Annotated in this window: 23 protein-coding genes; 3 read left to right on the forward strand and 20 right to left on the reverse strand. The window is 69.6% G+C overall.

Features of this window, described 5'->3' with window-relative positions; all coding sequences use genetic code 11:
* Positions 1-36: 36 nt before the first annotated feature.
* Genes ACO2TI_RS02005 through ACO2TI_RS02085 form a run of 17 tightly spaced genes read right to left on the reverse strand, consistent with a single transcriptional unit; the run spans position 37 to position 15683 of the window.
* Positions 37-1266, reverse strand: a complete 1230-nt coding sequence (locus tag ACO2TI_RS02005) for a beta-ketoacyl-ACP synthase (RefSeq protein ID WP_423281758.1) — start codon at positions 1264-1266, stop codon at positions 37-39.
* Positions 1266-2000 (reverse strand): 3-ketoacyl-ACP reductase FabG2, encoded by a 735-nt coding sequence (locus tag ACO2TI_RS02010; protein WP_423281759.1) that lies wholly within the window; start codon positions 1998-2000, stop codon positions 1266-1268. The genes ACO2TI_RS02005 and ACO2TI_RS02010 overlap by 1 nt, the downstream gene beginning before the upstream one ends.
* Positions 1997-2437, reverse strand: a complete 441-nt coding sequence (locus ACO2TI_RS02015) for a hypothetical protein (RefSeq protein WP_423281760.1) — start codon at positions 2435-2437, stop codon at positions 1997-1999. Before ACO2TI_RS02015 ends, ACO2TI_RS02010 begins: the two co-directional genes overlap by 4 nt.
* A gap of 4 nt (positions 2438-2441) precedes the next feature.
* On the reverse strand, positions 2442-3623 hold the full coding sequence (locus ACO2TI_RS02020; RefSeq protein WP_423281761.1) for a beta-ketoacyl-ACP synthase: 1182 nt from the start codon (positions 3621-3623) through the stop codon (positions 2442-2444).
* 13 nt (positions 3624-3636) lie between these two features.
* The gene (locus ACO2TI_RS02025; RefSeq protein WP_423281763.1) at positions 3637-4710 is read right to left on the reverse strand and encodes a class I SAM-dependent methyltransferase; all 1074 of its coding nucleotides are present in this window, start codon (positions 4708-4710) and stop codon (positions 3637-3639) included.
* Between the two features lie 4 nt (positions 4711-4714).
* A complete protein-coding gene (locus ACO2TI_RS02030) occupies positions 4715-7063 on the reverse strand; it encodes an MMPL family transporter (RefSeq protein ID WP_423281764.1) in 2349 nt (782 codons plus the stop codon).
* 7 nt (positions 7064-7070) lie between these two features.
* Entirely contained in the window at positions 7071-7706 is a 636-nt protein-coding gene (locus tag ACO2TI_RS02035; protein ID WP_423281765.1) for a LolA family protein, read from the reverse strand.
* Positions 7703-8119, reverse strand: coding sequence for an acyl-CoA thioesterase (locus tag ACO2TI_RS02040; RefSeq protein ID WP_423281766.1), 417 nt, complete (start codon positions 8117-8119; stop codon positions 7703-7705). The genes ACO2TI_RS02035 and ACO2TI_RS02040 overlap by 4 nt, the downstream gene beginning before the upstream one ends.
* Entirely contained in the window at positions 8116-9651 is a 1536-nt protein-coding gene (locus ACO2TI_RS02045; RefSeq protein ID WP_423281767.1) for an HAL/PAL/TAL family ammonia-lyase, read from the reverse strand. Before ACO2TI_RS02045 ends, ACO2TI_RS02040 begins: the two co-directional genes overlap by 4 nt.
* Positions 9648-10616 carry an acyltransferase gene (locus ACO2TI_RS02050; protein WP_423281768.1) on the reverse strand — a complete coding sequence of 323 codons (969 nt, stop codon included), beginning with the start codon at positions 10614-10616 and terminating at the stop codon, positions 9648-9650. Before ACO2TI_RS02050 ends, ACO2TI_RS02045 begins: the two co-directional genes overlap by 4 nt.
* Positions 10613-11359 (reverse strand): glycosyltransferase family 2 protein, encoded by a 747-nt coding sequence (locus tag ACO2TI_RS02055; RefSeq protein WP_423281769.1) that lies wholly within the window; start codon positions 11357-11359, stop codon positions 10613-10615. Before ACO2TI_RS02055 ends, ACO2TI_RS02050 begins: the two co-directional genes overlap by 4 nt.
* Entirely contained in the window at positions 11352-13058 is a 1707-nt protein-coding gene (locus tag ACO2TI_RS02060) for an AMP-binding protein (protein WP_423281770.1), read from the reverse strand. The genes ACO2TI_RS02055 and ACO2TI_RS02060 overlap by 8 nt, the downstream gene beginning before the upstream one ends.
* Positions 13051-13614 carry a hypothetical protein gene (locus ACO2TI_RS02065; protein ID WP_423281771.1) on the reverse strand — a complete coding sequence of 188 codons (564 nt, stop codon included), beginning with the start codon at positions 13612-13614 and terminating at the stop codon, positions 13051-13053. Before ACO2TI_RS02065 ends, ACO2TI_RS02060 begins: the two co-directional genes overlap by 8 nt.
* A 17-nt stretch (positions 13615-13631) precedes the next feature.
* Positions 13632-13889: an acyl carrier protein gene (locus tag ACO2TI_RS02070; RefSeq protein ID WP_423281772.1), complete on the reverse strand. Its 258-nt coding sequence runs from the start codon at positions 13887-13889 to the stop codon at positions 13632-13634.
* 28 nt (positions 13890-13917) lie between these two features.
* Entirely contained in the window at positions 13918-14184 is a 267-nt protein-coding gene (locus tag ACO2TI_RS02075; protein ID WP_423281773.1) for a phosphopantetheine-binding protein, read from the reverse strand.
* Complete coding sequence (locus ACO2TI_RS02080) at positions 14171-14953, reverse strand: lysophospholipid acyltransferase family protein (RefSeq protein WP_423281774.1); 783 nt, start codon at positions 14951-14953, stop codon at positions 14171-14173. The genes ACO2TI_RS02075 and ACO2TI_RS02080 overlap by 14 nt, the downstream gene beginning before the upstream one ends.
* Positions 14937-15683 (reverse strand): beta-ketoacyl synthase chain length factor, encoded by a 747-nt coding sequence (locus tag ACO2TI_RS02085; protein WP_423281775.1) that lies wholly within the window; start codon positions 15681-15683, stop codon positions 14937-14939. Before ACO2TI_RS02085 ends, ACO2TI_RS02080 begins: the two co-directional genes overlap by 17 nt.
* Before the next feature lie 333 nt (positions 15684-16016).
* On the opposite strand from ACO2TI_RS02085, the gene ACO2TI_RS02090 reads away from it, so the two are divergent.
* Positions 16017-17084, forward strand: coding sequence for a sensor histidine kinase (locus tag ACO2TI_RS02090; protein WP_423281776.1), 1068 nt, complete (start codon positions 16017-16019; stop codon positions 17082-17084).
* Positions 17081-17917, forward strand: a complete 837-nt coding sequence (locus tag ACO2TI_RS02095) for a LytR/AlgR family response regulator transcription factor (protein ID WP_423281777.1) — start codon at positions 17081-17083, stop codon at positions 17915-17917. Before ACO2TI_RS02090 ends, ACO2TI_RS02095 begins: the two co-directional genes overlap by 4 nt.
* A gap of 100 nt (positions 17918-18017) precedes the next feature.
* On the opposite strand, the gene ACO2TI_RS02100 is transcribed toward ACO2TI_RS02095, so the two are convergent.
* The gene (locus tag ACO2TI_RS02100; protein ID WP_423281778.1) at positions 18018-18428 is read right to left on the reverse strand and encodes a hypothetical protein; all 411 of its coding nucleotides are present in this window, start codon (positions 18426-18428) and stop codon (positions 18018-18020) included.
* A 206-nt stretch (positions 18429-18634) separates the two neighbouring features.
* On the opposite strand from ACO2TI_RS02100, the gene ACO2TI_RS02105 reads away from it, so the two are divergent.
* Complete coding sequence (locus ACO2TI_RS02105; RefSeq protein ID WP_423281779.1) at positions 18635-20428, forward strand: glutamine--tRNA ligase/YqeY domain fusion protein; 1794 nt, start codon at positions 18635-18637, stop codon at positions 20426-20428.
* A gap of 18 nt (positions 20429-20446) precedes the next feature.
* Here the strand turns inward: ACO2TI_RS02105 and ACO2TI_RS02110 are convergent, their stop codons facing one another.
* Together ACO2TI_RS02110 and ACO2TI_RS02115 are read right to left on the reverse strand one after the other, a co-directional pair.
* A complete protein-coding gene (locus tag ACO2TI_RS02110) occupies positions 20447-21961 on the reverse strand; it encodes a M48 family metalloprotease (protein ID WP_423281781.1) in 1515 nt (504 codons plus the stop codon).
* A gap of 22 nt (positions 21962-21983) precedes the next feature.
* Positions 21984-23915, reverse strand: a complete 1932-nt coding sequence (locus ACO2TI_RS02115; protein WP_423281782.1) for an NAD(P)-binding protein — start codon at positions 23913-23915, stop codon at positions 21984-21986.
* Positions 23916-23972 lie beyond the last annotated feature (57 nt).

The following is a 23972-nucleotide window of genomic DNA, read 5'->3' on the forward strand; positions in this document are numbered from 1 at the left end:
TCGCGGTTCTCCTTGAGTGGTTGACGAAGGAAAGGGTCATTCGATCCAGCGGCGAAACACCAACGAGGTGTTGATGCCGCCGAAGGCAAAGTTGTTGCTCATCACGAGGTCGGTCTCGATCGCTCGGCCCTCGCCCATGACGTGGTCGAGGGGGGCGCAGGCCGGGTCGGGGTTCTGGAGGTTGAGCGTCGGCGCGAACCAGCCGGACAGCATCATGCGCACCGTCATCCACGCCTCCAGGGCGCCGCATGCGCCGAGCGTGTGGCCCATATAGCTCTTGAGCGAACTGATCGGCGTCCCCGCGCCGAACACGGCGTGTGTGGCGGCCGACTCGGCCACGTCGCCTGGCGCCGTCGCGGTACCGTGCGCATTGACGTATCCGATCTGCTCGGCCCGCAAGCCGGCGTCTTCGAGCGCCAGCCGCATCGCAACGGCCATCGTGCGGGGATCGGGTTGGGTCACATGCCGACCGTCGCTGTTCGTGCCGTAGCCGACCACTTCGGCCAGGATGGTCGCGCCGCGTCCACGCGCATGATCCAGCTCTTCGAGCACCAGCGTGCAGGCGCCTTCGCCGAGCACGAGCCCGTCGCGGTCGACATCGAAGGGGCGCGGCGTGAGGTCGGGCCGATCGTTGCGCACGCTGGTGGCGAACAGCGTATCGAACACGGCGGCCTCGCTGGCATCCAGTTCCTCGGCCCCACCGGCCAGCATGGCCGTCTGCACGCCACTGCGCACCGCCTCGAACGCGTAGCCGATGCCCTGGCTGCCGGAGGTGCAGGCGCTCGACGTCGTCACGATCCGGCCGGTGAGGCCGAGGAACACGCCCATGTTCACAGCGGCGGTGTGCGACATCATCTTGATGTAGGTGTTGGCGTTGATGCCCTCGGTGGATCTGTTCGTGAACAGGCGGCCGAAGTCCCCCGTTGCGCTGGGCGTACCGGCGGAAGACCCGAACGCGATGCCCATGCGTCCGCTCGTGACCAGCTCGTGTCCGAGCAGACCGGCGTCCTCGAGCGCCATCTCGGCACTGCGCGTCGCCATCAGCGCCACGCGGCCCATGCTGCGCGTGGCCTTGCGGTTGTAGTGGGCCGGTAAGTCGAATGGCTGCGCCAGCACCCCAAGCCGCGTGTTCAGGCCCTCGATGTCCTGCCATTCGTCGATCACGCGCACCGCATTGCGGCGCGCGCGCAACACGGCCTCCACCGTGGCCCAGTCGTTGCCGAGCGGGCTGATCGCGCCCACACCGGTAATCACGACGCGCTTCATCAGAACATGCCTCCGTTGACCGAGATCACCTGCCGCGTGACGTAACTCGCGTCGTCCGACATCAGGAAGGAGACGGCCGCAGCCACCTCCTCGGCACGACCCATGCGCTTGGCTGGAATCAGCTTCATGGCCTCGTCCAGCACATGAGGGTCGACCATCTCGGTGTCGATCAACCCGGGTGCGACGCAATTGACCGTGATCGCACGACTCGCGAGCTCCACGGCCAGGGCCTTGGTCGCACCGATCAGGCCGGCCTTGGCGGCGCTGTAGTTCGCTTGCCCGCGGTTGCCGGTCAGACCGGAAACCGAGGCGATCGTCACGATGCGGCCCGATCTGCGGCGCCTCACCATCGGCATCACCGCCGGGTGAAGCACGTTGTAGAAGGCGTCGAGGTTGGTGTGGATGACACCGTCCCACTCGTCGCCGGTCATCGCCGGGAACGCGGCATCGCGCACGATGCCCGCGTTGCAGACCACGCCGTGGTAGGCGCCGTGGCGTTCGATGTCGGCTTCGATGGCCGTGCATGCCGCGTCGCGGTCGGCGACGTCGAAGCACAGCAGCCGTGTCTCGCCGCCGCTCGCGCGCACCGCCGCCAGCGTTTCGTCGGCAGCCGCGCTGGCACTGCGTCCGTGGACAACCACGGCGAAGCCGTCGCTCGCCAGGCGCAGCGCGATGGCGCGGCCGATGCCGCGGCTGGATCCGGTGACCAGCACCGTGCGTACTTCGTTCGTCATGGAATCTGTGCCGGCGCTTCCTCGCGCGGCTCGTAAACGGAGATGCGGGCAGTTGCCAGCGTGTCGCCAGCCTGCACGATGGCGCAGTCGAACATTCCCAGGCCCGCATCGCCGATCAGCTCGCAGCGTACGTCGATGCGAAGCGTGGTTCCGGCTTCGAACCCGGCACAACGGGCTTCGAAGCGGCGCGTGCCCAGCAAGTAGCCAGTGCGCGGCGCGGCCCCCGCGCGGCGTGCGCGCGCACCGGCCCAGGCCGCCACCGCTTGGGCCATGAGCTCGATGCCGACATAGGCGGGCATGCGGCCGTCGCGCACGAGGCGGCCTTCGCTCGGCACGTCGGCCTCGACGGTCGCGGCCTCATCGTCGGCGGCGATCAATCGATCGACCAGTCGCATCGGGCCTCGGTGCGGAATGAAGTCTTCGATCGCTTCGTTCATCGCTCTAGCCTTCGGACAGCACGAGGCAGGCATTGCTGCCGCCGAAGGCGAACGAGTTGCTCGCCACGTGACGCAGTGGGCGACCGAGCCGCTCTCCGGGTCGCGCCACGCGCAGCGGCGCGATCGCCGGGTCGTACTCGCCGTCCCACCAATGACCGGGGAGGTGGCCGCGCGGATTGTCGAGCAGCGACAGCCAGGCGAACCCGGCTTCGATCGCACCGGCCGCGCCGAGCGCGTGGCCGGTCAGCGGCTTGGTCGAGCTGACGGCCACCTCGCGGCCCAGCAGCTCGGCGACTGCGAGCGACTCCATCGCGTCGTTGTGAGGCGTGCCGGTGCCGTGGAGATTGACGTAGTCGATCGCCGTCGCCGCCACGCCGGCACGCTGCAGCGCCTGGCCGATCGCCAGCTTGGCACCTGCGCCGCTCGGGTCCGGCGCCGACATGTGGTGTGCATCGGAGCTTTCGCCCCAGCCGGACAACCGGACCGGACCCGGTTCCCGCGTCATCAGGAACAAGGCCGCCCCTTCGCCGAGATTAAGCCCGTCGCGGTGAACCGACAACGGCCGACTGCGCTCGGCCGACAGCGAGCCGAGCGAGCCGAAGCCCGCCACGGTGAAGCGCGACAGCGCATCGGCTCCGCCCGTGACGACGGCATCGACCACGCCGGCTCGCAGCAAACGGGCCGCTGACGCCATGGCCTTGGGGCCCGAGGAGCAGGCGGTCGAGACGGTGTAGGCCGGTCCCTGCACGCCCAGAATCCAGGCAAGGAAGCGCGACGTCGAGCCCATCTCCTGCTGGCGATAGTTGTAGTCGTTCGGCCAGTCGCCATGACGCTCGCGCCACGCGGCGGCCGCCTCACCCTCCGGCACGCCGGCCGTGCTGCCGCCGACGATGACCGCAACGCGGCGCGGACCGAAGCGTTCGATCGCGGCATCGACCGCCGTGCGGATCGCCGCCAGGGCCTGCGCCGCCAGGGCATTGGTACGACTGCGGTGCTCCAGCGGCCAGCCAGCGACCGGAGGCAACGGACCGCGCACCCAGCCCAGCGGCAACGGGCGGCCCGGACTGCAGTGCTCGCTGACCGTGATGCCGCGTGGCGCGTCGGCCGCCCACAGCGCGCCGCGCAGCTCTCCGTGGCCCGAGCCCAGCGAGCAGACGATGCCGAGTTCGTTGAGGAAGCAACTCATTGCGCGGACTCGGTCAGGCAAGCGCAAAGCGCAGCAACGAGTGGCAGTAGCCGATCCCGTCGCGAACCGTCAGCAGCTTGAGGCCGGCCGCCTCGCACAGCCGCACGTAGTCGGCGGCCCGATAGACCTTGCTGTTGCCGCTGGCCATCGCGCTGAAGTACGGCGAAGTGTTGATCAGGCAGAAGGCCGCGATGTCGTACTGCTGACGGTCCCACAAGGTGTCGAGGATCAGCACCTGCCCGCCCGGGTTCAGTGCCGCCACGGCGCGCGTCAGGATCGATTCGATCACCGGCTCGCTGAAGCAGCTCAGGAACTGGCTCATCCATACCAGGTCCATGCCGCCGGGAAGCGGCGCCGCGAGATCGAGCAGGTCGACCGGATGCAGCTGCGCACGCTCCAGCAAGCCGGCATCGCGCAGCGTCCTCTCGGCCACGGCCAGCTGCTGCGGCAGATCGACGAGATGCAGCTCGACGTCGGTGCCGTGGCCCAGGGCGGCACGGCTGAACTTGCCGGTGTTGGCCCCGATGTCCATGATGCGACGCGGCGCGGTCGCGAACACGTCCGGCAGGATCGTCGGGAACGAGGTGTCGGAGTAGTGGTGATCGAACGCAAACCAGCTGCTGCGCGCCGGCTCCGGTAGCTCGACCAGGCCCTGGTAGATGGTCGGCCACTCGCCCAGGGCGCCCAGGCCGAGCGGGCGCTGTTCATCGAGCGAGCGGTCGAGATCGTAGAGCCCCTGGTAGCAGACGTCATGGACAAAGTCCATGTTGACCTGCGTGATGGAGTCGCTCAGCACACAGTAGCCGGCCTTGTCGAGCACGTAGCGCTCCTCGACAAGGCTCACCACGCCGGCGGCCAGGCAGCTTTCAAGCGCGACCTTGAGCGCGTACTCGCTCCAGCGACCGTCGGCCGACAGCTCGGTGACGCTGCGTCCGCGCTCGCCCGCTTCCGCCAGCGCCTGCAGCATGCCGCGCTTCCAGGCATAGCGCACGCACTGGAACGTCACGGGGCCGAAGGCGATCTTCTGCGCTTCGTAGCGGGCGGCAAATGCGGTCTGGCGAGCGGGAGAGAAACGCTTGGTGAGCATGGTGTCAGTGGCCGGAACGTGGCAAGGCGGGCCGCAGCAGCGGCGAAAGGACCCAGACGAAGGCGAGGCCCAGCGCCAGCGTGAGCCCGAAGGCGCGCAGCGCGGGCGTGGTCGACAGGCCTAACAGCCCGAAGGACAACAGCGTGCTGGCCGCACCGAGCACGACGGCGAGCCACGCCGACGGGTCCCCACGGTGTTCGACGAGGAAGATGCCGTAGTCGACCCCGACGCCGAGCAGCACGATCAGCGCCAGCACGTTGAACAGCTGGAACGGCTCGCCCATCCAACCCAGGACCGACAAGGTCAGCCCGGTGGCCACCAGCGTCGGCAGCCAGGCACGCCAAGCGGCGGCACGAAAGCGATGCCACAGGACGGCATAGACGAGCGCGAAGCCGGCCACCAGCAGCCAGCTCATCGCGACGCGGTAGGTGGCCAGCGTGGCCGAGATGCGTGCGGGGCGGTCCACCATCTCGGCCCCGGGGACGTCGGCGAGCGCCACTGCGAGCGCATCGATGCCCGCGTGCGTCGGCGCGTCAAGCAAGATGGCGCTGCAGGCTCCTCGGTCGCCCGAGGCAAGCCATTGGGCACGCATCGGCGCGCCGATCGGCAGCGAAAGAAAGTGCTCGAGCGTGAGCGCCTCACCGGCACGCAGCGGCACGCGCCGCGCCACGTCGCCGAGCTGCGCGGCGGCCAAGGTGCGCACGGCCGTCTCTGCCGCCGCCACCCAGGCGGCGTTCTCGCGCTGGCGTGCAGCCGAGGGCACCCAGTCCGACAGCGCCTGCCAGCCGATGAGTCGCCCTTGCGACTGCTGCGCGGCGAGATGGGGCCGCACCGCCTCCTCGACCGCCAGCACGGCGTCTGCATCGGCGGCACAGGCCAGGATGAACTGCGCCGGGCTTGGCCCGCGCAGCAACCGCTGGACCTCGCGCTGGGCGTCGATCAACGCGGCCGGCGCTGACTGCAGCTGGCGAACGTCGTCGCTGGCACTCAACCGCGCCATGCCGAAGGCGCCGGCCACGATGACCAGCGCCGCGCCGACACCTGCGAACCACCAGTCGCGCCGCGTGCGCGGCAGAGTCCAGCGCGGCCAGCGCAGCAGGCTCGAGCCGATGGCTCGCGCAAGCGCGCCCTGCTTCGCGCCGCTGTCGAGCCACGGCATCCAGCACACCACCGTCAGGAAGGCCGCCACAAGACCGATGCTGGAGAACGCGGCCATCTGGCGCAGTCCCGGGAACGGCGCCGCGCCCAGCACCGCGTAGGCGGCCACCGTGCTGAGCAGGGCCAGCAGCATGCCAGGCATCAGACGCTTCATCAGCGACGGCGCCGTCTCGCTCGGCGCCGAAGTGCGCGCGGCCCAGTAGTGGATGCCGTAGTCCTCGGCCACACCGATCAGCGTGGCGCCGAACACCAGCGTGATCAGGTGCACCTGGCCGAACAGCCACGCGGTGGCGCTGACGGCGACCGCGCAGCCGACCGCCAGGGACAGTGCCACGGTCAGCAGCGGCAAGGGCGAGCGAAACGCCAGCAGCATCAAGATCGCGATGGCCGCCAGCGAGCCCCAGCCGATCACGTTGATCTCGACGCTGGCCCGCTGTGCTGCAGCCTCGGCGAACAAAGGAATCCCGGCAGCACGCACGCGTGTGTGAGGTACCAGAGCCTGCGCCGCCGCCTCGGCGCGTGCGATGGCCGCTTGCTGGCGCACCTGGCCATCGAGCGCGAAGGCTGAACCGGGCAACTCGCGCAGCAGCACGTGCCAGACCCTGCCGTCCGCCTCGACCACAGCATGGCCATCGCGCCACTGAACCGGCGTGGCCAGCATGCGTTCTCGCCACCAGGCCGCGCCCAGATTCAGCGGGTCATCGCCCCAGGCGCCAAGGCGCGGCAGGAACCCCGGCAGATACAGATCAGCTAGCGCAGCCTCGGCCAGGGCCTGTGGCGAGCCGCTTCGAATCTGTTCGCGCTGAGCCTCGCTGAGCAACCGGTCACGCCAGGGCGCGAGCGAGGCGACAGTCTGCGCTGCATCGACCTGCGGCACCGGCAGCAGCTCGGGTGCGGCTTCGCGCCACGCCTGCTCGAAGATCCGGGCGGCCTGGGCACCGCCCACCGCATCGTCCGCCCCCACCAGGACGACCAGTCGACGGGCCGCCGACATGGCCAACTGCTGCGACAGGCGATCGGCGTGGCGCGCACCGCCGTCGCGCGGCAGCAGCGCCATGACGTCGGTATCGAGCGCATCGGGCGTGCGCCACCAATGCCATTGGTGAACCGCAATGACCAGCACGACCAGCAACCAGGCCAGCGCCGGCCAAGACGTGGTGCGATCGCGGCGCGATGTAGACAGGCTCAGGGACATCGCCGCTTCAGGCTCCCTTGGGATCGAGCAGCGTGCGTTCGACGGCGCTCGCTTCGCCGGCGCGCTGAGACGAGAAGCGGATCACCGTCTGGTCGCCAGCCGATTCCTCGATGATCACCTGCTGGACGTAGCGGTCGCCCTCGACGCGGATACGGGCCATCTGCGAGGCCACCGCGCCCGAAAGCGGCTCGAGGACCAGCGTCCAGCCATGCGCGCCGTTGAGCGAACCGTCGATGCGGAACTGGCTCGTCAGCGGCCCCAGGTCGCCGGCGAGGAGGCCCAGCATCAGTTGGGTGAACTCGCGCAGACCCGGCAGGCGCTGGGCGTCGAGCTGGCGCAGCAGCCGACCATCCTCGCCCATGACGCGCAAGGCCTGCGGGGTGACGACCAGCGCCGACGCCACCGGCTCGCGCGTGCGCCAGAGCACACCGCGCTCGCGCACGATCAGGAACTCCCCACGCGACACCAGAGGCTGGCGCGCGCCGCGCAATTGGCGTTGCTGCTCGAAGTCACCACGCAGTGCCGGGCCCTGGCCGGACAGGCGCTCCTGCAAGCCTTCGATCAGCGAACCCGCACGCGCGGCGCCAACCGCCAGCGGCATGACGATCAGGAACAGCAGCGCCCCGCGCCGCGCCGGCATCATGGAGCCACCCCCAGGCGCTCCCACAGCACGGGCGGGCAGACGAAGCACATCTCGCGCGTGCGCATGTCGACCGCAACCTGGGTGCTGGTGGCCTGGTGGATCTTGTGGCCGGTCGCGGCGTCGCGGATCAGGTAGTTCATCCGCAGGCGGTTCTCCCACTCGGTGATCTCGGCGCGCACGAGCAGCTTCTGGCCGAAGGTGGCCGGGCGGATGAATTTCTGCCTCAGTTCGACGATCGGCCAGGCATAGCCTGATTCCTTCATGCGCACGTAGCCGTAGTCGAAGCGGTCCAGCAGCGCGCAGCGCGCAATCTCGAAGTAGCGCGCGTAGTTGCCGTGCCAGACGATGTCCATCGGGTCCAGGTCGTGGAAAGCCGGCACGATCTCGACTTCACAGCTCAGATCGCGCGTCATTGCAGCCTCCAGGCTTGAGCGCGGATCGCGCCGCACAAGGCATGCAAGTCGGCATCGAGGGCACGGTCCTCGATCACAGGCTCGATGCGGTCGGACAGGTCAGCCTCGAACGCGGCCAGCACATCGCCCAGCCGCAGCGACGCGTTGACGCGCCGACGCAGCAGCAGTCCCTGGCGCGCGGCGATCAGCATCGCGGCGCTGACCTGCTCGACCAGCTCGATCACGCGCAGGCAGTCGCGCGCGGCGATGGTGCCCATGCTGACCTTGTCCTGGTTGTGGCACTCGGTAGAGCGCGAGAACACGGAGGCAGGCATCGTCAGCTTGAGCGCTTCGGCCGTCCAGGCGGACACGCTGATCTGCAGCGCCTTCAGCCCGTGGTTGATCGGCGCGCGCTCGCCGGCTGCGCCGGACAGGTTGGCCGGCAGGCCGTGGCTGAAGCGGGTGTCGACGAGCAGCGCGAGCTGGCGATCGAGCAGGTCGGCGAGGTTGGCGACCAGGGTCTTGAGGCTGTCCATCGCGAAAGCGATGTGGCCACCGTAGAAGTGGCCGCCGTGCAGCACGCGGCCGCCCTGGGCATCGATGATGGGGTTGTCGTTGGCGCTGTTGAGCTCGTTTTCGATCTGCGCTCGCAGGAAGGGCAGCGCATCCTCGAGCACGCCGATCACGTGGGGTGCGCAGCGCAGGGAATATCGGTCCTGCAGCCGATGGCCGGCGGCAAGTGCGGCGCCAGTCAGCTCGGTGCGCAAGCGCTGCGCAACGCCTTGCTGCCCGGCATGCGGTTTGACCGCAAACAGTGCCTCCTCGAAGTGGGCCGGGTTGCCGTCCGAGGCGATCACGTTGCAGGCGGTCAGCCGCGTTGCCAGCTTCGAGAGATAGGCCGCGCGGTCGAAGGCAAGGCAGGCCAGCGCCGTCATCACCGCGGTGCCGTTCATGATCGCCAAGCCCTCCTTCGGGCGCAGCTTCAACGGCTCGATGCCGAGCTCGTTCAGCACCTCGCCGGCCGACCGCCGATGACCCTGGAACCACACCTCGCGCTCGCCGCACAGTACCGCGGCCACGTAGCTCAACGGCGTGAGATCCCCGCTGGCGCCGACCGATCCTTCGGCCGGAATGAGCGGCAGCACGTCGTGCGAGAGCAGCCGCTCGAGCTGCTGCAGCAGCTCCACACTGACGCCCGAGTGTCCCTGCGCAAGCGATTGCAGGCGCGCAGCCAACACCGCGCGCGTCTCGTCGGGCGCGAGGAAGCGGCCCATGCCGCAACCGTGATACGCGTAGAGGTGGTGCGGCAGCTCGGGCACGAGCGGCAGCGGCACGTTCACCGTGCACGAGTCGCCGTAGCCGGTGGTCACGCCGTAGACCACGCCGTCCTCGCGCAGCAGCCGATCGATCAGCTCGGCACCCTGGGCGATGCGACGCAGGAAGGCCGGATCGCGGCCAAGCTCGGCACGTCGCGCGCGCGTGGCCAGCGAGACGACGTCCTCGATGGACAGGCGCCGGCCGTCGAAGGTGACCGGATGGGCTGCAGTAGTCATTGGCGATCGTTCCGATGCGGCGCGCCATTGGCTGGCTGCGCCCAGAAGTCGAAGAAGTTAAACCACTCGAGGGGTGCGCGCCGCAGCAAGCGCTCGAGCGCGGCGACATAGCGCGCGGCGTAATACCGCATGGCCTGCTCCCGATCGCCGCGTGGCAGCTCCACGCGCGCGGCCAGCAGCTCGAAAACCTGCACATGGCCGCGCCCTGGCTCGCGCACACAACCCATGAAGTACAGCGGGCACTTGAACAGCGCGGCCAACACGTAGGCGCCGACCGGGAACTCGGCTTCGCGGCCGAGGAACGACAGGCTCACTGTCTTGCTCTGCCGCACCGGCACGCGATCGCCGACGATCGCGACCACGCCGCCGGCCGCGATGCGCTGCTGCAGCGTTGTCGCGGTGGCGGCATCGACTTCGGTGACCTGAAGCAGCTCGATGCGCTGGCGCGGGTTGAGGCGGCGCAGTACGGCATTGAAGCGCTGGGCGTGGCGCGTATGGACCAGCACCGTCAACCGCCAGCGCTGGCCGTGGTCGGCCAGCGCCTGGCACATTTCCAGACAACCGACATGCGCCGTCACGACCAACGCGCCATCGCCCCTGGCGAGCGCCGCGGCGATCTCCCCTCGTCCCTCGCTGCGCACGCCTGACAGGCCGGCGCGGCCACTGACGGCCAGCAGCTTGTCCAGCAGCGTTTCGGCGAACGAAAAGAAGTGCCGCAGCGTGTCGCGCCACCCGGGCGCGTGCCCGAGCGCACCGTGGGCCAGCTCGATGCGGCGCAGGTAGTCGAGCGAGGCGTGACGCGCTGCGCGCCGCGTGGCCCAGTACCAGGCAACGACCGGATAGAGCACCAGCCGCATCGGCGCGCGCCCGAACAGGCGGTAGACCGCCCACAGCGTCCAGATGCCCGCGACGCTCGTGCTTTCGCCGATGGCGGCCCAGTGACGCGCTGGGGTCGCCGTGCTCACGCGACCACCTTGCGCCAGAGAAGTCTCGGGGCACGCGGCAACATGCCGAAGAACAGCCGCGTGTGCATCCACGTGATCAGCAAGTTGTCGCGCCACACGCGAAAGTGCGACACGCCGCCTTGCGGATAGGTCACGCGCGTGGGCAGCTGCACGACTTCGACGCCCGCCCACACCAGGCGCACCAGCACCTCGATGTCAAAGTCCATGCGCCTGCCAATCGAGACGCGATCGAGCAAGGCCACCACCGGCGACAGCGGGTAGACGCGAAAGCCACACATCGAATCGCGCACCGTGAACGACAGCGTATGGAGCCAGACCCAGACGTGGGTGACGTAGCGCCCCACCAGGCGACCGATCGGCACACTGCCGTCATAGATCGGTCGCCCCGCGATCACCGCTTCTGGCTTGCAGCGCGACAGCGCAAGGAAGGCCGGGATGTCCGCCGTGTCGTGCTGGCCGTCGGCGTCAATCTGCAGCGCATGCGTGTAGCCGCGCTGCCGCGCAGCGCGCAACCCGGCCGTAACCGCACCGCCCTTGCCCTGGTTCCGGGCCAATCGGACGAGCATGACCCCGTCCCTTCGCGCGAGGCCATCGAGCACGGCCGCGCAGCCCGGCTCGCTGCCGTCGTCGACCAGCACGCAGTCCAGGCCCCAGGCGCGCACCCGCTCGGCCACCGAGCCCACCTTCGAGCCATGGTTGTAGACCGGGATCACGGCCACCGGGCGAAGCATGGGCTCAGCCATGGCGGGTCTCCTCGAATACGGCACGTCCGCCGCCATGCACGCCGGCCTGCGACGTCCAGGAAAACGCCAGCACCGATGTCTGCGCGCGCCACTCGAGCGCCAGCGTCAGCCGCATGCCGGGCCGGATGACCTTCTGGAACTTCAGCGCCTCAAGGCGCATGACGGCGCCGCGCAGGCCGAAGGCTTCGCGGGCGGCGGCCACGGCCCAATCGACCTGCAACACCCCGGCCAAGATCGGTTGATCCGGAAAATGCCCGTCGAAGGCGGCATGGCCGCACGCGAGCCACAGGCGCGCCTCGGCGGCCATCGGATCGCGTCGCTGCCAATGCAGCGTCGGAAGACCGGACTCGCGCTCGAAAAGCGCCGCCAGCGCCGCCGATGTGACCTTGCCTTGGGCATTGAAAGGCAGCGCAAGCTGCTCGCGCCATCGCCGCGGCAGTGCAACGCGTTCCACGTGCGCGCTCAGCGCCTCGCGCAGCGACTCGCGCAAGCTGCGCGGGCCTTCGGCCTCGATGCGCGACCAGCCCGCCTCGCTCGGCACGATGACGGCCGCGATGCGCTCGCCCGCGCCGGCGCCGGGCAGGACCAGCGTCCGCGCGTCGGCCACCCACGGCGTGGCCCGCAGAGCCTGCTCGATCGCCGTCAGCGATACACGCTTCTCCTCGATCTTGACGATGCGGTCGACGCGGCCGAGCAGCTCGAAGCCGCCGTCGACGGCCGAGACGCGGTCGCTCGTGCGATACCAGTCGCCGTTCGGAAGGAAGGGGGAGCGCAGCTCGAGCTGGTCGTCCTCGATGCGCCACGAAACGCGCGGCAACGGTTGCCATGTGTCGCCATGCACGGCGCGCTGCCGCCAGGCGACGCCGCCTGTTTCGGAGCTGCCGTAGATCTCGATCGGCGCGACGCCCAGCCGCTCGCCGGACTCTCGAGCGCTCTCGGGCGGCAGCGGGCCGCCCGACGACAGCACGGCGCGAATGCGACCGCGCACGCGGTCCCACGCGAGGGTGTCCGGCAGGCGCTTGAGGTGCGCCGGACTGGCCACCAGCAGCGAAGGCGAGGCGGCCAGGCGGGCGACCATTTCCTCCGGGTAGACGATGCGCCGCGTCTCGAATGGACGTCCGGCGGCCAGCGGCCAGAGCAGAGAAAACAGCAGGCCGTAGATGTGCTGATGCGACACCGTGGCATGAACTTGGAGCCCGGCAACCTCGGCCCATGCGTGCCCATGCAGCGCGTGCTGCACCTCAATCTCGGCCTGGAGTTGCGCCAGGGTCTTGCCGATCGCCAGAGGCTCGCCGCTGGTTCCGGAGGTGAACAACACCAGCTCGCAGCGCTGTGGATCGAGCGCAACGCGCGCTGAAGGCAACGCTGCATCGACCGGCTCCAGGCCGCGCGGAAGTTGACCGGCCATCAGGTCGACCTGTGCCTCGATGCGCTCGACCGTTGCAGGTTGCCGGTTGCCGGGCACCACGACCCGCAACCCGGCGTGCCAGGCAGCCCACAGTGCAGCGGAGAATTCGAACGGATCGTCGTGATGGAGCGCCACCGACCGGGCCAGCGGTGATGTGAGCGCCGCCTGCCAGCGATCGATCGCCGCCAACCAGTCGGCTCGCATCAGCGGCCGGCCGTCACGCAAGGCGACGACGCCCGCCGGATCCCGGCCCGGCAGCGCCAGCGCCGCGAGAGGGAACAGTTCAGCCACGCGACAACCTTGCGCGCCGGCTCTGCCGCACGCACCACTCGCCGGCGAACAGCAGACCCATCAGCACATAGGCCACCAGGCCGTTGTACAGCGCCCAGGTCGGCGTGTCGGCCCACAACGCCGTCGCCGCGGCGATGCTGCCGTTGACGATAAAGAAGCCGCACCAGACTTGCGTGACGCGGCGCGTGTACTGCACGGCAGCTGGGGGAAGTTCCGGCTCGCGCAAGCGTGCCAACCGTTCGATCACGGTGGGCCCGCGCATGAGACTCGCGCCGAACAACAACAACAGCGCTGCATTGACCACCACGGGATACAGCTTCAAGGGCGCCACCGCATCGGCCACGAGCGCCGTCACGCCGAGCAGAAGCGCCATGGCGAGGATCAGCAGGCCATAGGCGCCGGCACGCGTTTCATCGGCGCGCCGATAGGCCCACTGCAGTGCGGCCACGGCGATCAGGCCGAACGCCAACCAGCGCACCGACAAATGCCCCAGGCTCCACCACACCAGCAGCGGGTAGGTCACGGTCAGTGCGCCGGCCAGCAGTCTCAGCAGCATGCGGACGCGGCCCTTCCTCAGGCCGACGCGGGCGTGTGGATGAGGCCGTGCAGCGCATCGACGACATCCTGCACGGTCCGCACCGACTTGAACGCCTCGGGCTGCAGGCGGCGCCCCACCAGCGGCTTGAGCTGGACGATCAGGTCGACGGCGTCGATGCTGTCGATGTCGAGGTCGTCGTAAAGGCGCGCCTCGGGGCGCACGCGTTCGGGCTCGATATCGAAGGTTTCCTGGAAGATCTGCGTCATGCGCGCCAGGATCTCGTCTTGGGTCATCGGGTTCTCCTCCTCGCGGCCGCCTGAATCACAGCGTGCGCTGCGCGGCAACGAATTTGGCCAGCGCCTGTACCGACGCGAAGTGCTGCCGAACCTCCTGAGCGTCGGCGCTCATCGTCACGCCATAGCGCTTTTGCAGCGCCAGACCGAGTTCCAGCGCATCGATCGAATCCAGGCCGAGACCTTCGACGAACAGCGGTTGCGCGGGGTCGATGTCCTCGGGGCCGAGATCCTCGAGAGCCAGCGACGAGATCAGCAGTTCCTTGATCTCCGTTTCGAGTTCACGCGTTTGCATGGACGGTCAGCTCCTTGGTGAAGTAGTTGCGCAGCTGCTCGTTGAAAAGGCGCGCGGCCTGCGCCTCGCTGCTCGCCGAATCGATGGCGGGGCGTGCATCGATGTCTTCACGGACATCGAGCACAAAGTGAGCCCGCCGCTGGGGCACCCGCCACCAGGGCTCGCCTTTGCGCAACACCGGCGGGGTGGAACGGATGAGCACCGGCGTCACGGGCAACCCGCCGCGCACGGCGATATTGGCAGCGCCGCGCTGCCACCGCGGGCCTTCGCCGTCGATCGCCGTGCGCGTGCCCTCGGGAAAGATGATCAGGTTGCTGCCGCTGCGCACCGAAGCGATCGCGGCGTCGACCAGCGCCGGGCCCCCGTCGTTGGTGATGAACCCCGCGGCTTCCACGGGTCCGCGTGTGAAGGGGTTGCGCCGCAGCGCCTCCTTGACCACGCAATCGTGATCGCGCAGCAGCGCAATCAGCAGCACGACGTCGATCAGCGAAGGATGGTTGGCCAGCACGAGCAGGCCCTTGCGCGCCAGGCGTTCGGCACCGCGCACTTCGACGCTGATGACGCCGACGCTGCGCATCATCCACACGAACAGCCGGAACGACTGCCGAATCAGGGCTCGCGCCAGCGTCATGCGCAGACGGTGTTCGTGCACGATCAGCGTCATCGCCGGAAACACGATCAGGCGCAGCAACAATCCGCCCAGGCCGAAGCTCGCGAAACACAGCCCCGTCGCGAACGTTCGCCAGAGACGGTCAATGGCTTGCAGCATGCCGTCCCCAGATCCACGAGCGCCCCGCATGCCGTTGCTCGAGCCGTGAGTCGCCGGACAGCACGAAGCGCAGCACGTCCAGCCCGTCGGGCAGCGAGCCGGCCTGCAACCCTCCACCGTCCGACGGCTGCCCAGCGACGAGCGACAAGCGTTCGTGGGCATCATCGGCGCGGCCGATGCGCCAGGCCCAGGCCCATGCACCGATCGGGCCGTCCTGGAAGCGCGCGTATGCCGCCGGCAGGTCTTCGTCATAGCAGACCAGCACCACTTCGGGCACGCCGTCCTCGAGCAGGCAGGCCGCTTCGGTCAAGCCGGCGGCGGCGGTCTCGCCCGCCGCGGCCACCGCGGTCACATTCGCGCGCGACCCCGTGGCGATGGAGTGAATGGCGCCGATTGCGTTGTGCACCGACAGGCCGAACCCGGTCGGCGACAAGGCGCCTTCCGGCCCGACCAGCAAACCCAGCTGCTCGAGTGCACGCTCAGCGTCTCCATAACGAGAAGCCAGGACGACCGGCAGTTCGGGCGCGCCCGTATGGACCCGCCGCGCAACTTCGAAGCAGATGCGCCCAAGCCGTCCCAGCCGGCGCCGGGTCATTGCTGGCACGTCCGGCAGATTTGGCGCGGCGCCAACCTGGGGAACGCCGGCGGACCGACGCGCCCATGCGTGCCAGTCTTGAGGCGAAGCCAGACCGTCCGCCCAGGCGGACCAGTCGAGAAGTCGGAAATCCATCCCCGGCGTACCTGCTGCTGCAGTGGCAGAACAGCCGGCTTTCGCGCGCGCTGATCCCACCCTCCCCTGCAAGCAAGCTTTGTGGTCACTTGTCTTTACATTCGGAATTTTAGGTGCAACAGGAGCGCGCCAGAGGCCGGAGTTTCACGACGAAACTTGGATTTGATGACCTAACCATAAAAATCGGGACGCATTTCGCGCCGCGCAGATGGCGTTTCACGACACGCCGGCGGCGCCGGTCGCCTGGCGGCGGCCACTGAAACGCGCGTCAGCCAGCATGCCTGCGACGCACACCCGGGATCGATCCAGTCCATGCCAAGCACACGCGCCCCGATGATCAAGCCGAACGATTCGCTGCCGAGGCGGCTCTTGCACGCCATGCTGATGTGCCTGGGCGTGGCCGTCTTCCTCACGGCGCTCAACGCCGGCAACTTTGCCCACAACCTTGCCTATTCCTGCACGATCGGGCTTTCGTGCGGATTCATCATCGACCGAGGGAGGCGGGCGATGAGCCGCTGGGTCTGGCGTGGCGTTCCGGATCACGAGCATGCCCGTCACCACTGGCCAGGATGGCCCGGCATGACGGTCGTCGTCATGGCCGGCACACTGGCCGGCTATACGGTTGGCGTCGCAGCCGGGAACTTCCTGACGGGCCTCGACCTGCCGATGCCCTGGGAATTCAAGGGGCAAGGCTCGATCGGAACACTGACGTTCAGCATCACGATCGGCGCAATCGCGACCTATCTATTCTGGCTGCGCGGCCGGCTCGCCGCGACCCATGCCAAGGCCGAGGCCGCCCAGCGTGTCGCCGCCGAGACTCAGCTCAAGCTGCTCGAGTCGCAGCTCGAGCCGCACATGCTGTTCAACACGCTGGCCAACCTGCGCGCGCTGATCGCCCTCGATCCGCCGCGCGCCCAGGCCATGCTCGACAGGCTGATCGCATTCCTCCGCGCGACGCTGGCCGCCAGCCGCAGCGACCGCCACGCGCTGGCCGACGAGTTCTCGCGCATCGGCGACTACCTCGCACTGATGCAGGTGCGCATGGGCGACGAGCGGCTGCAGGTCGCGCTCGAGCTGCCCGCCGATCTGGCTGCGCAGCCGGTGCCGCCGCTGCTGCTGCAGCCGCTGGTGGAGAACGCGATCCAGCATGGCCTCGAGCCCGCGCGTGCGGGCGGGCGGCTCACCGTGCGTGCCCATCGCGACGCCGACGCACTGGTGCTGGCCGTGCACGACACGGGCGTCGGCCTCGACCCCGAGCGCCCGCCGGCCGAAGGCCACGGTTTCGGTACCCACCAGGTGCGCGAGCGGCTCGCCGCCGTCTATGGCGATCGCGCGCGCTTCTCGCTCGCGCCGGCTGCGGCCGGCGGCACGCTTGCGACCATCACTTTGCCTCTCGAATGAGCGCCATCGCCATTCACGCCACCGCCCTCATCGCCGAAGACGAACCGCTGCTCGCGCAGGCGCTGCGCGCCGAGCTGAAGACCTTGTGGCCCGAACTCGAGGTGCTGGCCCACGCCGGCGATGGCGAGGCGGCGGTCGAGCGGGCGCTCGCGCTGCGCCCGCAGGTGCTGTTCCTGGACATCCGCATGCCCGCCCTGGACGGCCTGGACGCCGCGCAGGCCATCGTCGAGGACTGGCCGGACGACGGCCGGCCGCTGCCGCTGATCGTCTTCGTGACCGCCTACGACCAGTACGCGATGGCCGCGTTCGAGCGCGCCGCGGTCGACTACGTGCAAAAGCCGGTGCAGCCGGCACGCCTGGCGCAGACCTGCGAGCGGCTGCGCGCCGCGTTGCGCCTGCGCGCCTCGGCCGCGCCGGCGGTGCCCTCGGATGCGGCCGAGCCGCTGCTCGCGCAATTGCGTGCCCTGCTCGGCACGCCCGACGCGCCGTCATCGACCCAGGCCGCGCCGCTGCAGGTGATCCAGGCCGGCAGCGGTCAGACGTTGCACATGGTGCCGGTCGCCGACGTGCTGATGTTCGAGGCGGCCGACAAGTACGTGCGCGTGATCACGGCCGGCAAGGAGCACCTGATCCGCACCTCGCTGCGCGAGCTGCAGCCGCGGCTCGACGAAGAAGCCTTCTGGCAGGTGCACCGCGGCACCATCGTGCGCGCCACCGCGATCGAGACCGCCGTGCGCGACGAAGCCGGCAAGCTGCACCTCACGCTTCGCGGCCGCCCCGGCGAGCGCGTCGTCGTCAGCCGGCTCTATGCCTATCGGTTCAAGGCGATGTAGCGCCCCAAACGACAAGCCCCGCGGCCTGTCGGACGCGGGGCTTGCGGGCGGGGTGAAGCCTGGGATTCAGCGCCGTTCGAACCACGCTTGTCGTTGTTGGTCAGTCGTCGTGACGGTGGCCGGCGCGGTGGCCGTCGCGCCAGCCGTGGCGATAGGCGCGGCGGTCGTCGCGGTCGTGGTAATAGCGTCCATCTCGCCAGTAGCCGGGCTGGTAGTACACCGGCGCCGGCTGGTAGACCACCGGGGCCGGTCGATAGACCACCGGCGGCGGGGTGTAGACCACCGGCGGATACACCACCGCCGGGGCGGGATACACCACGGCCGGTGCCGGGTAGGCCACGGCGGGCGCCGGATAGACCGGCGCGTTGGAAACCACAGTTCCGACCGGCGGCAGGTTCACGCCGATCGACCAGAACACGTTGCCGGCGTGTGCGCTGGCGGTGGCCGCGAGGCCGGCGACGCCCAGGGCGGCAACGGCGAGGGTCTTGCGCAGGGACACGAGCTTGTTCATCGAATCACTCCTTGGCGCAGCGTTGGCACGCCGCGTACCCGTTTGAACGACTGAAGCCGGCGCGCGGTTCACAGCCGGTTGTGTCCGTGGGTAAGTAAAGCTCTGTGAACAGCGCCGACGCGGGCTTCGACCCCCGTCGATAGAATCGCTCGCAAGCCCTTGATTCATGCGGGTTTCGACCCGCCACAGCGCCCCATCTGGCACCCATGGCCCATTCCTCAGACGCCACCGACGCCCCCGGCCACAAGCCGGCGAACTTTCTGCGCGGCATCATCGAGCGCGACCTCGAGGCCGGCACCTACGCCCAGCGCCGCTTCGCCGGCAGCCCCGGCGACGCCGCCCACCAGGCCACAGGCCAGCCCGACCCGGCGAAGATCCGCACCCGCTTTCCGCCCGAGCCGAACGGCTACCTGCACATCGGCCATGCCAAGAGCATCTGCCTGAACTTCGGCCTGGCGCGCGACTACGGCGGCATCTGCCACCTGCGCTTCGACGACACCAATCCCGAGAAGGAAGAGCAGGAGTACGTCGACGCCATCGTCGACGCGGTCAAGTGGCTCGGCTTCGACTGGCAGGCCGGCGGCACCGACCATCTCTACTTCGCCAGCGACTACTTCGAGTTCATGTACCGCGCGGCCGAGGCACTGATTGCCGCCGGCCTGGCCTACGTCGACGAGCAGACGCCCGAGCAGATGCGCGCCACGCGCGGCGACTTCTCCACGCCCGGCACGAACAGCCCCTACCGCAGCCGCACGCCCGAGGAGAACCTCGCGCGCTTTCGCGAGATGCGCGACGGCAAGCTCCCCGACGGCGCCGCGGTGCTGCGCGCCAAGATCGACATGGCGTCGCCCAACATCAATCTGCGCGACCCGGCGCTCTACCGCATCAAGCGCGCCACGCACCACAACACCGGCGACGCCTGGTGCATCTACCCGATGTACACCTACGCGCACCCGATCGAAGACGCGCTGGAGAACATCACCCACAGCATCTGCACGCTCGAGTTCGAGGACCAGCGCCCGTTCTACGACTGGTTGCTCGACAAGCTGTGCGATCTGGGCCTGCTGGCGCAGCCTCGGCCGCACCAGTACGAGTTCGCCCGCCTGAACCTCACCTACGTGATCACCAGCAAGCGCAAGCTCAAGCAGCTGGTCGACGAACACCACGTCAGCGGCTGGGACGATCCGCGCATGCCCACGCTGGTGGGCTTGCGCCGGCGCGGCTACACGCCCGAGGCGATCCAGCTGTTCTGCGAGCGCATCGGCGTCAGCAAGGCCGACAGCTGGATCGACTATTCCACGCTCGACGTCGCGCTGCGCGACGACCTCGAAGGCAAGGCCGCCCGCGCGATGGCGGTGCTCGAGCCGGTCAAGCTCAAGCTGACGAACTGGGCCGAGGTGTTCGGCAGCGAATCGCATCGCGAGGCCTGCTCGGCGCCCGCGCATCCGCAGCGTCCCGAGCTCGGTGCGCGCCGTTTCAGCCTCGGTCCCGAGGACTGGATCGAGCGCGACGATTTCGCCGAGACGCCGCCCAAGGGCTTCTTCCGCCTATTCCCCGGCAACAAGGTGCGCCTGAAGTACGGCTACGTGATCGAGTGCACCGGCTGCGAGAAGGACACGGCCGGCCAGGTCACCGCGGTGCTCGCCAAGCTGGTGCCCGACACCAAGAGCGGCACGCCGGGCGCCGATGCGGTCAAGGTCAAGGGCACGATCACCTGGGTCGGCGTGCACGACGCGCTCGCCGCCGAGGTGCGCCTGTACGACCGCCTGTTCACCGAAGCCCAGCCGGATGCCGCAGGCCGCGACTTCCTGACCGTGCTGAATCCGGCGAGCAAGAAGACCGTCACCGGCTACCTGGAACCCTCGCTCGCCACGGCGAAGCCCGACGACAAGTTCCAGTTCGAGCGCCACGGCTACTTCGTCGCCGACCGCGTCGACCACGCGCCCGGCCGCCCGGTGTTCAACAAGATCACCGGGCTGAAGGACGGCTGGGCGAAGTAGCGCTCGCCTGGTCGCTCGCTACTCGACGACCTTCACGCTCTGCCCGACCTGCGGCGCCGCCGTGCCGCCGTAGACGCCGTTGATCAGCTGCAGCTGCCGCTCGGCGCTCTCGGGCGGCAGCGGCGAGCGCTTCGCCAGCTCGGCGAAGCCGCCGCGCGGGAACGGCGCAACGTTGAGCTTCCAGGGTCGCGCGGCCTGGCGATCGGCTGCGCTCAGCGCGCGAAACGATTTCTCGGCCTCTTCCAGCTGTGGCATCGCGCGCGCCAGCGCCTGTTCGTTGCGCGCCGCGTAGAGCATCACGTAGTTCTGCTTCTGCGGCCCGGTCACCACGGTCGCCGTCACCGCCTGGCGCTGGCCCTGCGCGTTCTGGCGCTGGCCGACGAAATGCGTGGCCGACAAGCCGTTGAGCTCGCGCTTCTCGACGCGCCCGGCGGTCGGCTTGAAGACGTTGCGCAGGATCTCCTCGTGCGTCGATCCGGCTTTGTCGGGCACCGTCTTGACGACCAGCCCGGCGTCGCTCGCCGCGTTGACCAGCGTGATCGCGTCGCTCGCGTTCTGGATCTTCCAGCCCTGGGGCGCCGTCATCGCGATGCCCAGCGGCTCGTGATAGAAGCCGCGCCCGCGCACCACGCCCTGCTCGCGGCTGTCGCCGAACACCAGGCCGTCGATGGCCTGCAGGTAGCGGGCGCGGCCGTCTTCGGCGTAGCCGCCGGCGGGCGATTTGCCGACGTAGTTGGCCGCGGTCTGGCGGATCTGCGCGAGGCGCTGCTCGTTGCTCGGGTGCGAGGCGAGCCAGTCGCCGCCTTGCCTGGGCTGCTTGCCTTCGGCGCGCGCGGCGTCGGCGGCGAACTGCTCCTGGCGCTTGAGCACCTCGATCACGTCGACCATGTTCTTCGGGTCGTAGCTGTTGCGCGCGAGGTACTCGGCGCCGAGCTGGTCGGCCTGCAGCTCCTGTTCGCGGCTGTACTTGGCGATATAGCCGGCCGCCACCGCCTGCGAGGCCTGGCTCGCCAGGTCGCCGGCGCCGCCGAAACCGTAGGCCTCGGCCACCGCGCCGAGCACGCTGGCGGCGAGCACGCCGAGGCCGGCGGTCTGCTGGCGCGTCGCGCGCTGCGCGCCGTGGCGCGCGGTGACGTGGCCGATCTCGTGGCCCATCACGCCGGCGAGGTCGGCCTCGCTTTCCATGTAGGCCATGATGCCGCGCGTGACATAGACGTAGCCGCCGGGCAGCGCAAAGGCATTGATCTCCGGGCTGTCGAGCACCGTGAAGGTCCATTGCAGGTTGGCGCGATGCGACTGCTTCGCCAGGCGCTGGCCGAGATCGTTCACGTAGGCCTGCAGGCGAGCGTCCTGCACGACGCCGTACTCCTGCAGCACTTGGGCATGCGCCTTCTTGCCCTCGGCGATCTCGGCCTGCTCGTCCATCACCGACAACTCGCGTTCGCCGGTCACCGGGTTGGTCACGCTGGCGCAGGCCGCCAGCAACAGCGCAGCGGCCAGCGCGAGCGGCCGCGAGAAAGGCTTGCGTGTCATCGTCAATCTCCTCGTTGTCGTGTCAGCCCCCGAACGGCCCCGGCAATTGCGCTGCCCGCGGCAGCCGCGCCTGCGGCAGCAACTCGCCGACGGCACGCACCGCCTGGTCGATCGCGCCGTGCGCATAGGCAAAGGCGCCGGCGTCGGAGTTTGCAATGGCCACCCGGCCCCAGCCGCGGCGCGCGGTGAGCGCGGGCAGCGCGCCGCGCGGCCAGTAGCGGTCCCACGGTCGCATGTACTCGTAGGCATAGCCATGCGCCCAGCGGTTGATCGTGATCGCTTCGATGTCGCGTGCGGCCTCGAAGCCGAAGGCGCCCAGCGCGCGCTGCAGCGTCGAGCGGATCGCGCGCTCGAGATCCTCGAAGCGCAGCGTCGCCAGGCGGGCGCGGCCGGCGGCGGCCTGCTCGCGCGGCGACGAGCCCGGCGCGCCGCCCAGCACCACCGCACTCAGGTGCAACAGCACGGGATCGTCGGGCCGGTCGGCGAAGCGGTAGCTGCCGATGCTGACCGGCATGTCGATGCCGACGCTGGTGAACAGGTCCGCGCCGGGGATCGAGAAGCCGTCGATGCCGGCGGCGGCAAAGGCCTGCCAGCCACGCAGCAGCACGTTGGCATAGACCAGCGGCACCTTGACCTGGTCGTCGAGCGCCTCGATCTGGCGACGCGGCAACTCGTCGCCGCACAACAGCGGGATCACCCGGCTCCAGCAGGCCAGCACCACGTGGCGCGCACGCACCGTGCGGGTACGGTCTTGCGCATCGAGATAGCTGACGTCGACCGCTTGCGCATCGCGCGGCGCGCCCGCATGGCGCACGCGCAGCACCGGGCTGCGCAGGCGGATGCGCACGGCGTTGCCGGGCGAGTCGAGCTGGGCGTCGTCGCTCTCGGCCAGCACCAGCGACTCGATGCCTTCGCCCGGCAGTGCCGCCGGGATCAGGCCGCGCAGCAGCGCGCGCACCAGGCCGGCGTTGCCGTCGGGGAAGTGGTAGATGTAGGCATCACGACCCGCGATTGCCTGTCGCGCGCTCGGGCTCATCGCCTCGTCGGCGGCGCCGCCAAGCGACATCGCGGCGAAGCCGGGCAGGCCGAGCGCGTAGGCGTCGAGCGCGCTGGCGGCGTCGGTGCCGGCGCCGAGGTAGGCCCGTGTGCGGGTACTGAAAAAGCGCGTGAGCTGCGCATCCAGGCCGCACAGGCGCGTGAGGAAGTCGTCATAGGTGATCGAGGCGAGGCGTTCGCGCTTGGCGCGGCACGACAGGCCCGGCAGCCAGTCGCGCGGCCGCTCGATCAGGCCGGCGAGATCGGCGGCTGCACGCGGGTGCAGCGGCGTGAGTGCCGCCCATTGCGCCGTCTTGGCGTCCGCGGCATGGCGAACGAAGCGGTCTTCGCCCCATTGCGCCTGGTCGAAGAACATCGCGCGCCGCGTCAGGCAGCGCGCCTCGGACCAGCGCCGGTCGTACCACTGCTCGAAGCGCGCGAGATCGATGCCCACGTCCGCGACCAAGGCGCGCGCCGCCGGCGACCACTGCGAGGGCGAGTCCAGCGACTGCGAGCCGCCGTAGCCGATCACGCGCCGACCGCCGGCGCTGACGAACTCGTTGCGCAGCGCATGGCCGCCCAGCTCGGCCTGACCGTCGAGCACGAGCACGCGCGCGGCGGCGCCGGCATGGCGGCGGTACAGCCACGCAGCGGACAGCCCGCTGATGCCCGAGCCGACGACGACCAGGTCGTGCGTCTCGTCGCGCGCGGCATCGAAGGCCGGCAGCTCGGGCCGCTCGGCGCCGAAGCGCAGCGCGTGCAAGGCGGCGCTGTCGGCATCGGTCTGGCCGAGATAGCCGCCCGGCGAGGCGGCCTGCGCGCCGGCCGCGAGCCCGGCGCCCGACAGCGCGACGCCTTGCAGGAAGTCGCGCCGCGTGATGGGCGCGTCGAGTCCGAGGCGTCGTTCGAGCGAGGTCATGCGGGGGTCGGCAAGCGGCAAGGCGCGCATCATCGCCGAGCCGCGAGGGACAATGCG

The organism is Caldimonas sp. KR1-144, from assembly GCF_049446155.1.
Taxonomy (GTDB): Bacteria; Pseudomonadota; Gammaproteobacteria; order Burkholderiales; family Burkholderiaceae_C; genus Rivibacter.

Coding starts and splice junctions, on each gene's coding strand:
- ACO2TI_RS02005 (WP_423281758.1), bottom strand. CDS start 1,266: ATGAAGCGCGTCGTGATTACCGGTGTGGGCGCGATCAGCCCGCTCGGC.
- ACO2TI_RS02010 (WP_423281759.1), bottom strand. CDS start 2,000: ATGACGAACGAAGTACGCACGGTGCTGGTCACCGGATCCAGCCGCGGC.
- ACO2TI_RS02015 (WP_423281760.1), bottom strand. CDS start 2,437: ATGAACGAAGCGATCGAAGACTTCATTCCGCACCGAGGCCCGATGCGA.
- ACO2TI_RS02020 (WP_423281761.1), bottom strand. CDS start 3,623: ATGAGTTGCTTCCTCAACGAACTCGGCATCGTCTGCTCGCTGGGCTCG.
- ACO2TI_RS02025 (WP_423281763.1), bottom strand. CDS start 4,710: ATGCTCACCAAGCGTTTCTCTCCCGCTCGCCAGACCGCATTTGCCGCC.
- ACO2TI_RS02030 (WP_423281764.1), bottom strand. CDS start 7,063: ATGTCCCTGAGCCTGTCTACATCGCGCCGCGATCGCACCACGTCTTGG.
- ACO2TI_RS02035 (WP_423281765.1), bottom strand. CDS start 7,706: ATGATGCCGGCGCGGCGCGGGGCGCTGCTGTTCCTGATCGTCATGCCG.
- ACO2TI_RS02040 (WP_423281766.1), bottom strand. CDS start 8,119: ATGACGCGCGATCTGAGCTGTGAAGTCGAGATCGTGCCGGCTTTCCAC.
- ACO2TI_RS02045 (WP_423281767.1), bottom strand. CDS start 9,651: ATGACTACTGCAGCCCATCCGGTCACCTTCGACGGCCGGCGCCTGTCC.
- ACO2TI_RS02055 (WP_423281769.1), bottom strand. CDS start 11,359: ATGGCTGAGCCCATGCTTCGCCCGGTGGCCGTGATCCCGGTCTACAAC.
- ACO2TI_RS02065 (WP_423281771.1), bottom strand. CDS start 13,614: ATGCTGCTGAGACTGCTGGCCGGCGCACTGACCGTGACCTACCCGCTG.
- ACO2TI_RS02070 (WP_423281772.1), bottom strand. CDS start 13,889: ATGACCCAAGACGAGATCCTGGCGCGCATGACGCAGATCTTCCAGGAA.
- ACO2TI_RS02075 (WP_423281773.1), bottom strand. CDS start 14,184: ATGCAAACGCGTGAACTCGAAACGGAGATCAAGGAACTGCTGATCTCG.
- ACO2TI_RS02080 (WP_423281774.1), bottom strand. CDS start 14,953: ATGCTGCAAGCCATTGACCGTCTCTGGCGAACGTTCGCGACGGGGCTG.
- ACO2TI_RS02085 (WP_423281775.1), bottom strand. CDS start 15,683: ATGGATTTCCGACTTCTCGACTGGTCCGCCTGGGCGGACGGTCTGGCT.
- ACO2TI_RS02090 (WP_423281776.1), top strand. CDS start 16,017: ATGATCAAGCCGAACGATTCGCTGCCGAGGCGGCTCTTGCACGCCATG.
- ACO2TI_RS02095 (WP_423281777.1), top strand. CDS start 17,081: ATGAGCGCCATCGCCATTCACGCCACCGCCCTCATCGCCGAAGACGAA.
- ACO2TI_RS02100 (WP_423281778.1), bottom strand. CDS start 18,428: ATGAACAAGCTCGTGTCCCTGCGCAAGACCCTCGCCGTTGCCGCCCTG.
- ACO2TI_RS02105 (WP_423281779.1), top strand. CDS start 18,635: ATGGCCCATTCCTCAGACGCCACCGACGCCCCCGGCCACAAGCCGGCG.
- ACO2TI_RS02110 (WP_423281781.1), bottom strand. CDS start 21,961: ATGACACGCAAGCCTTTCTCGCGGCCGCTCGCGCTGGCCGCTGCGCTG.
- ACO2TI_RS02115 (WP_423281782.1), bottom strand. CDS start 23,915: ATGACCTCGCTCGAACGACGCCTCGGACTCGACGCGCCCATCACGCGG.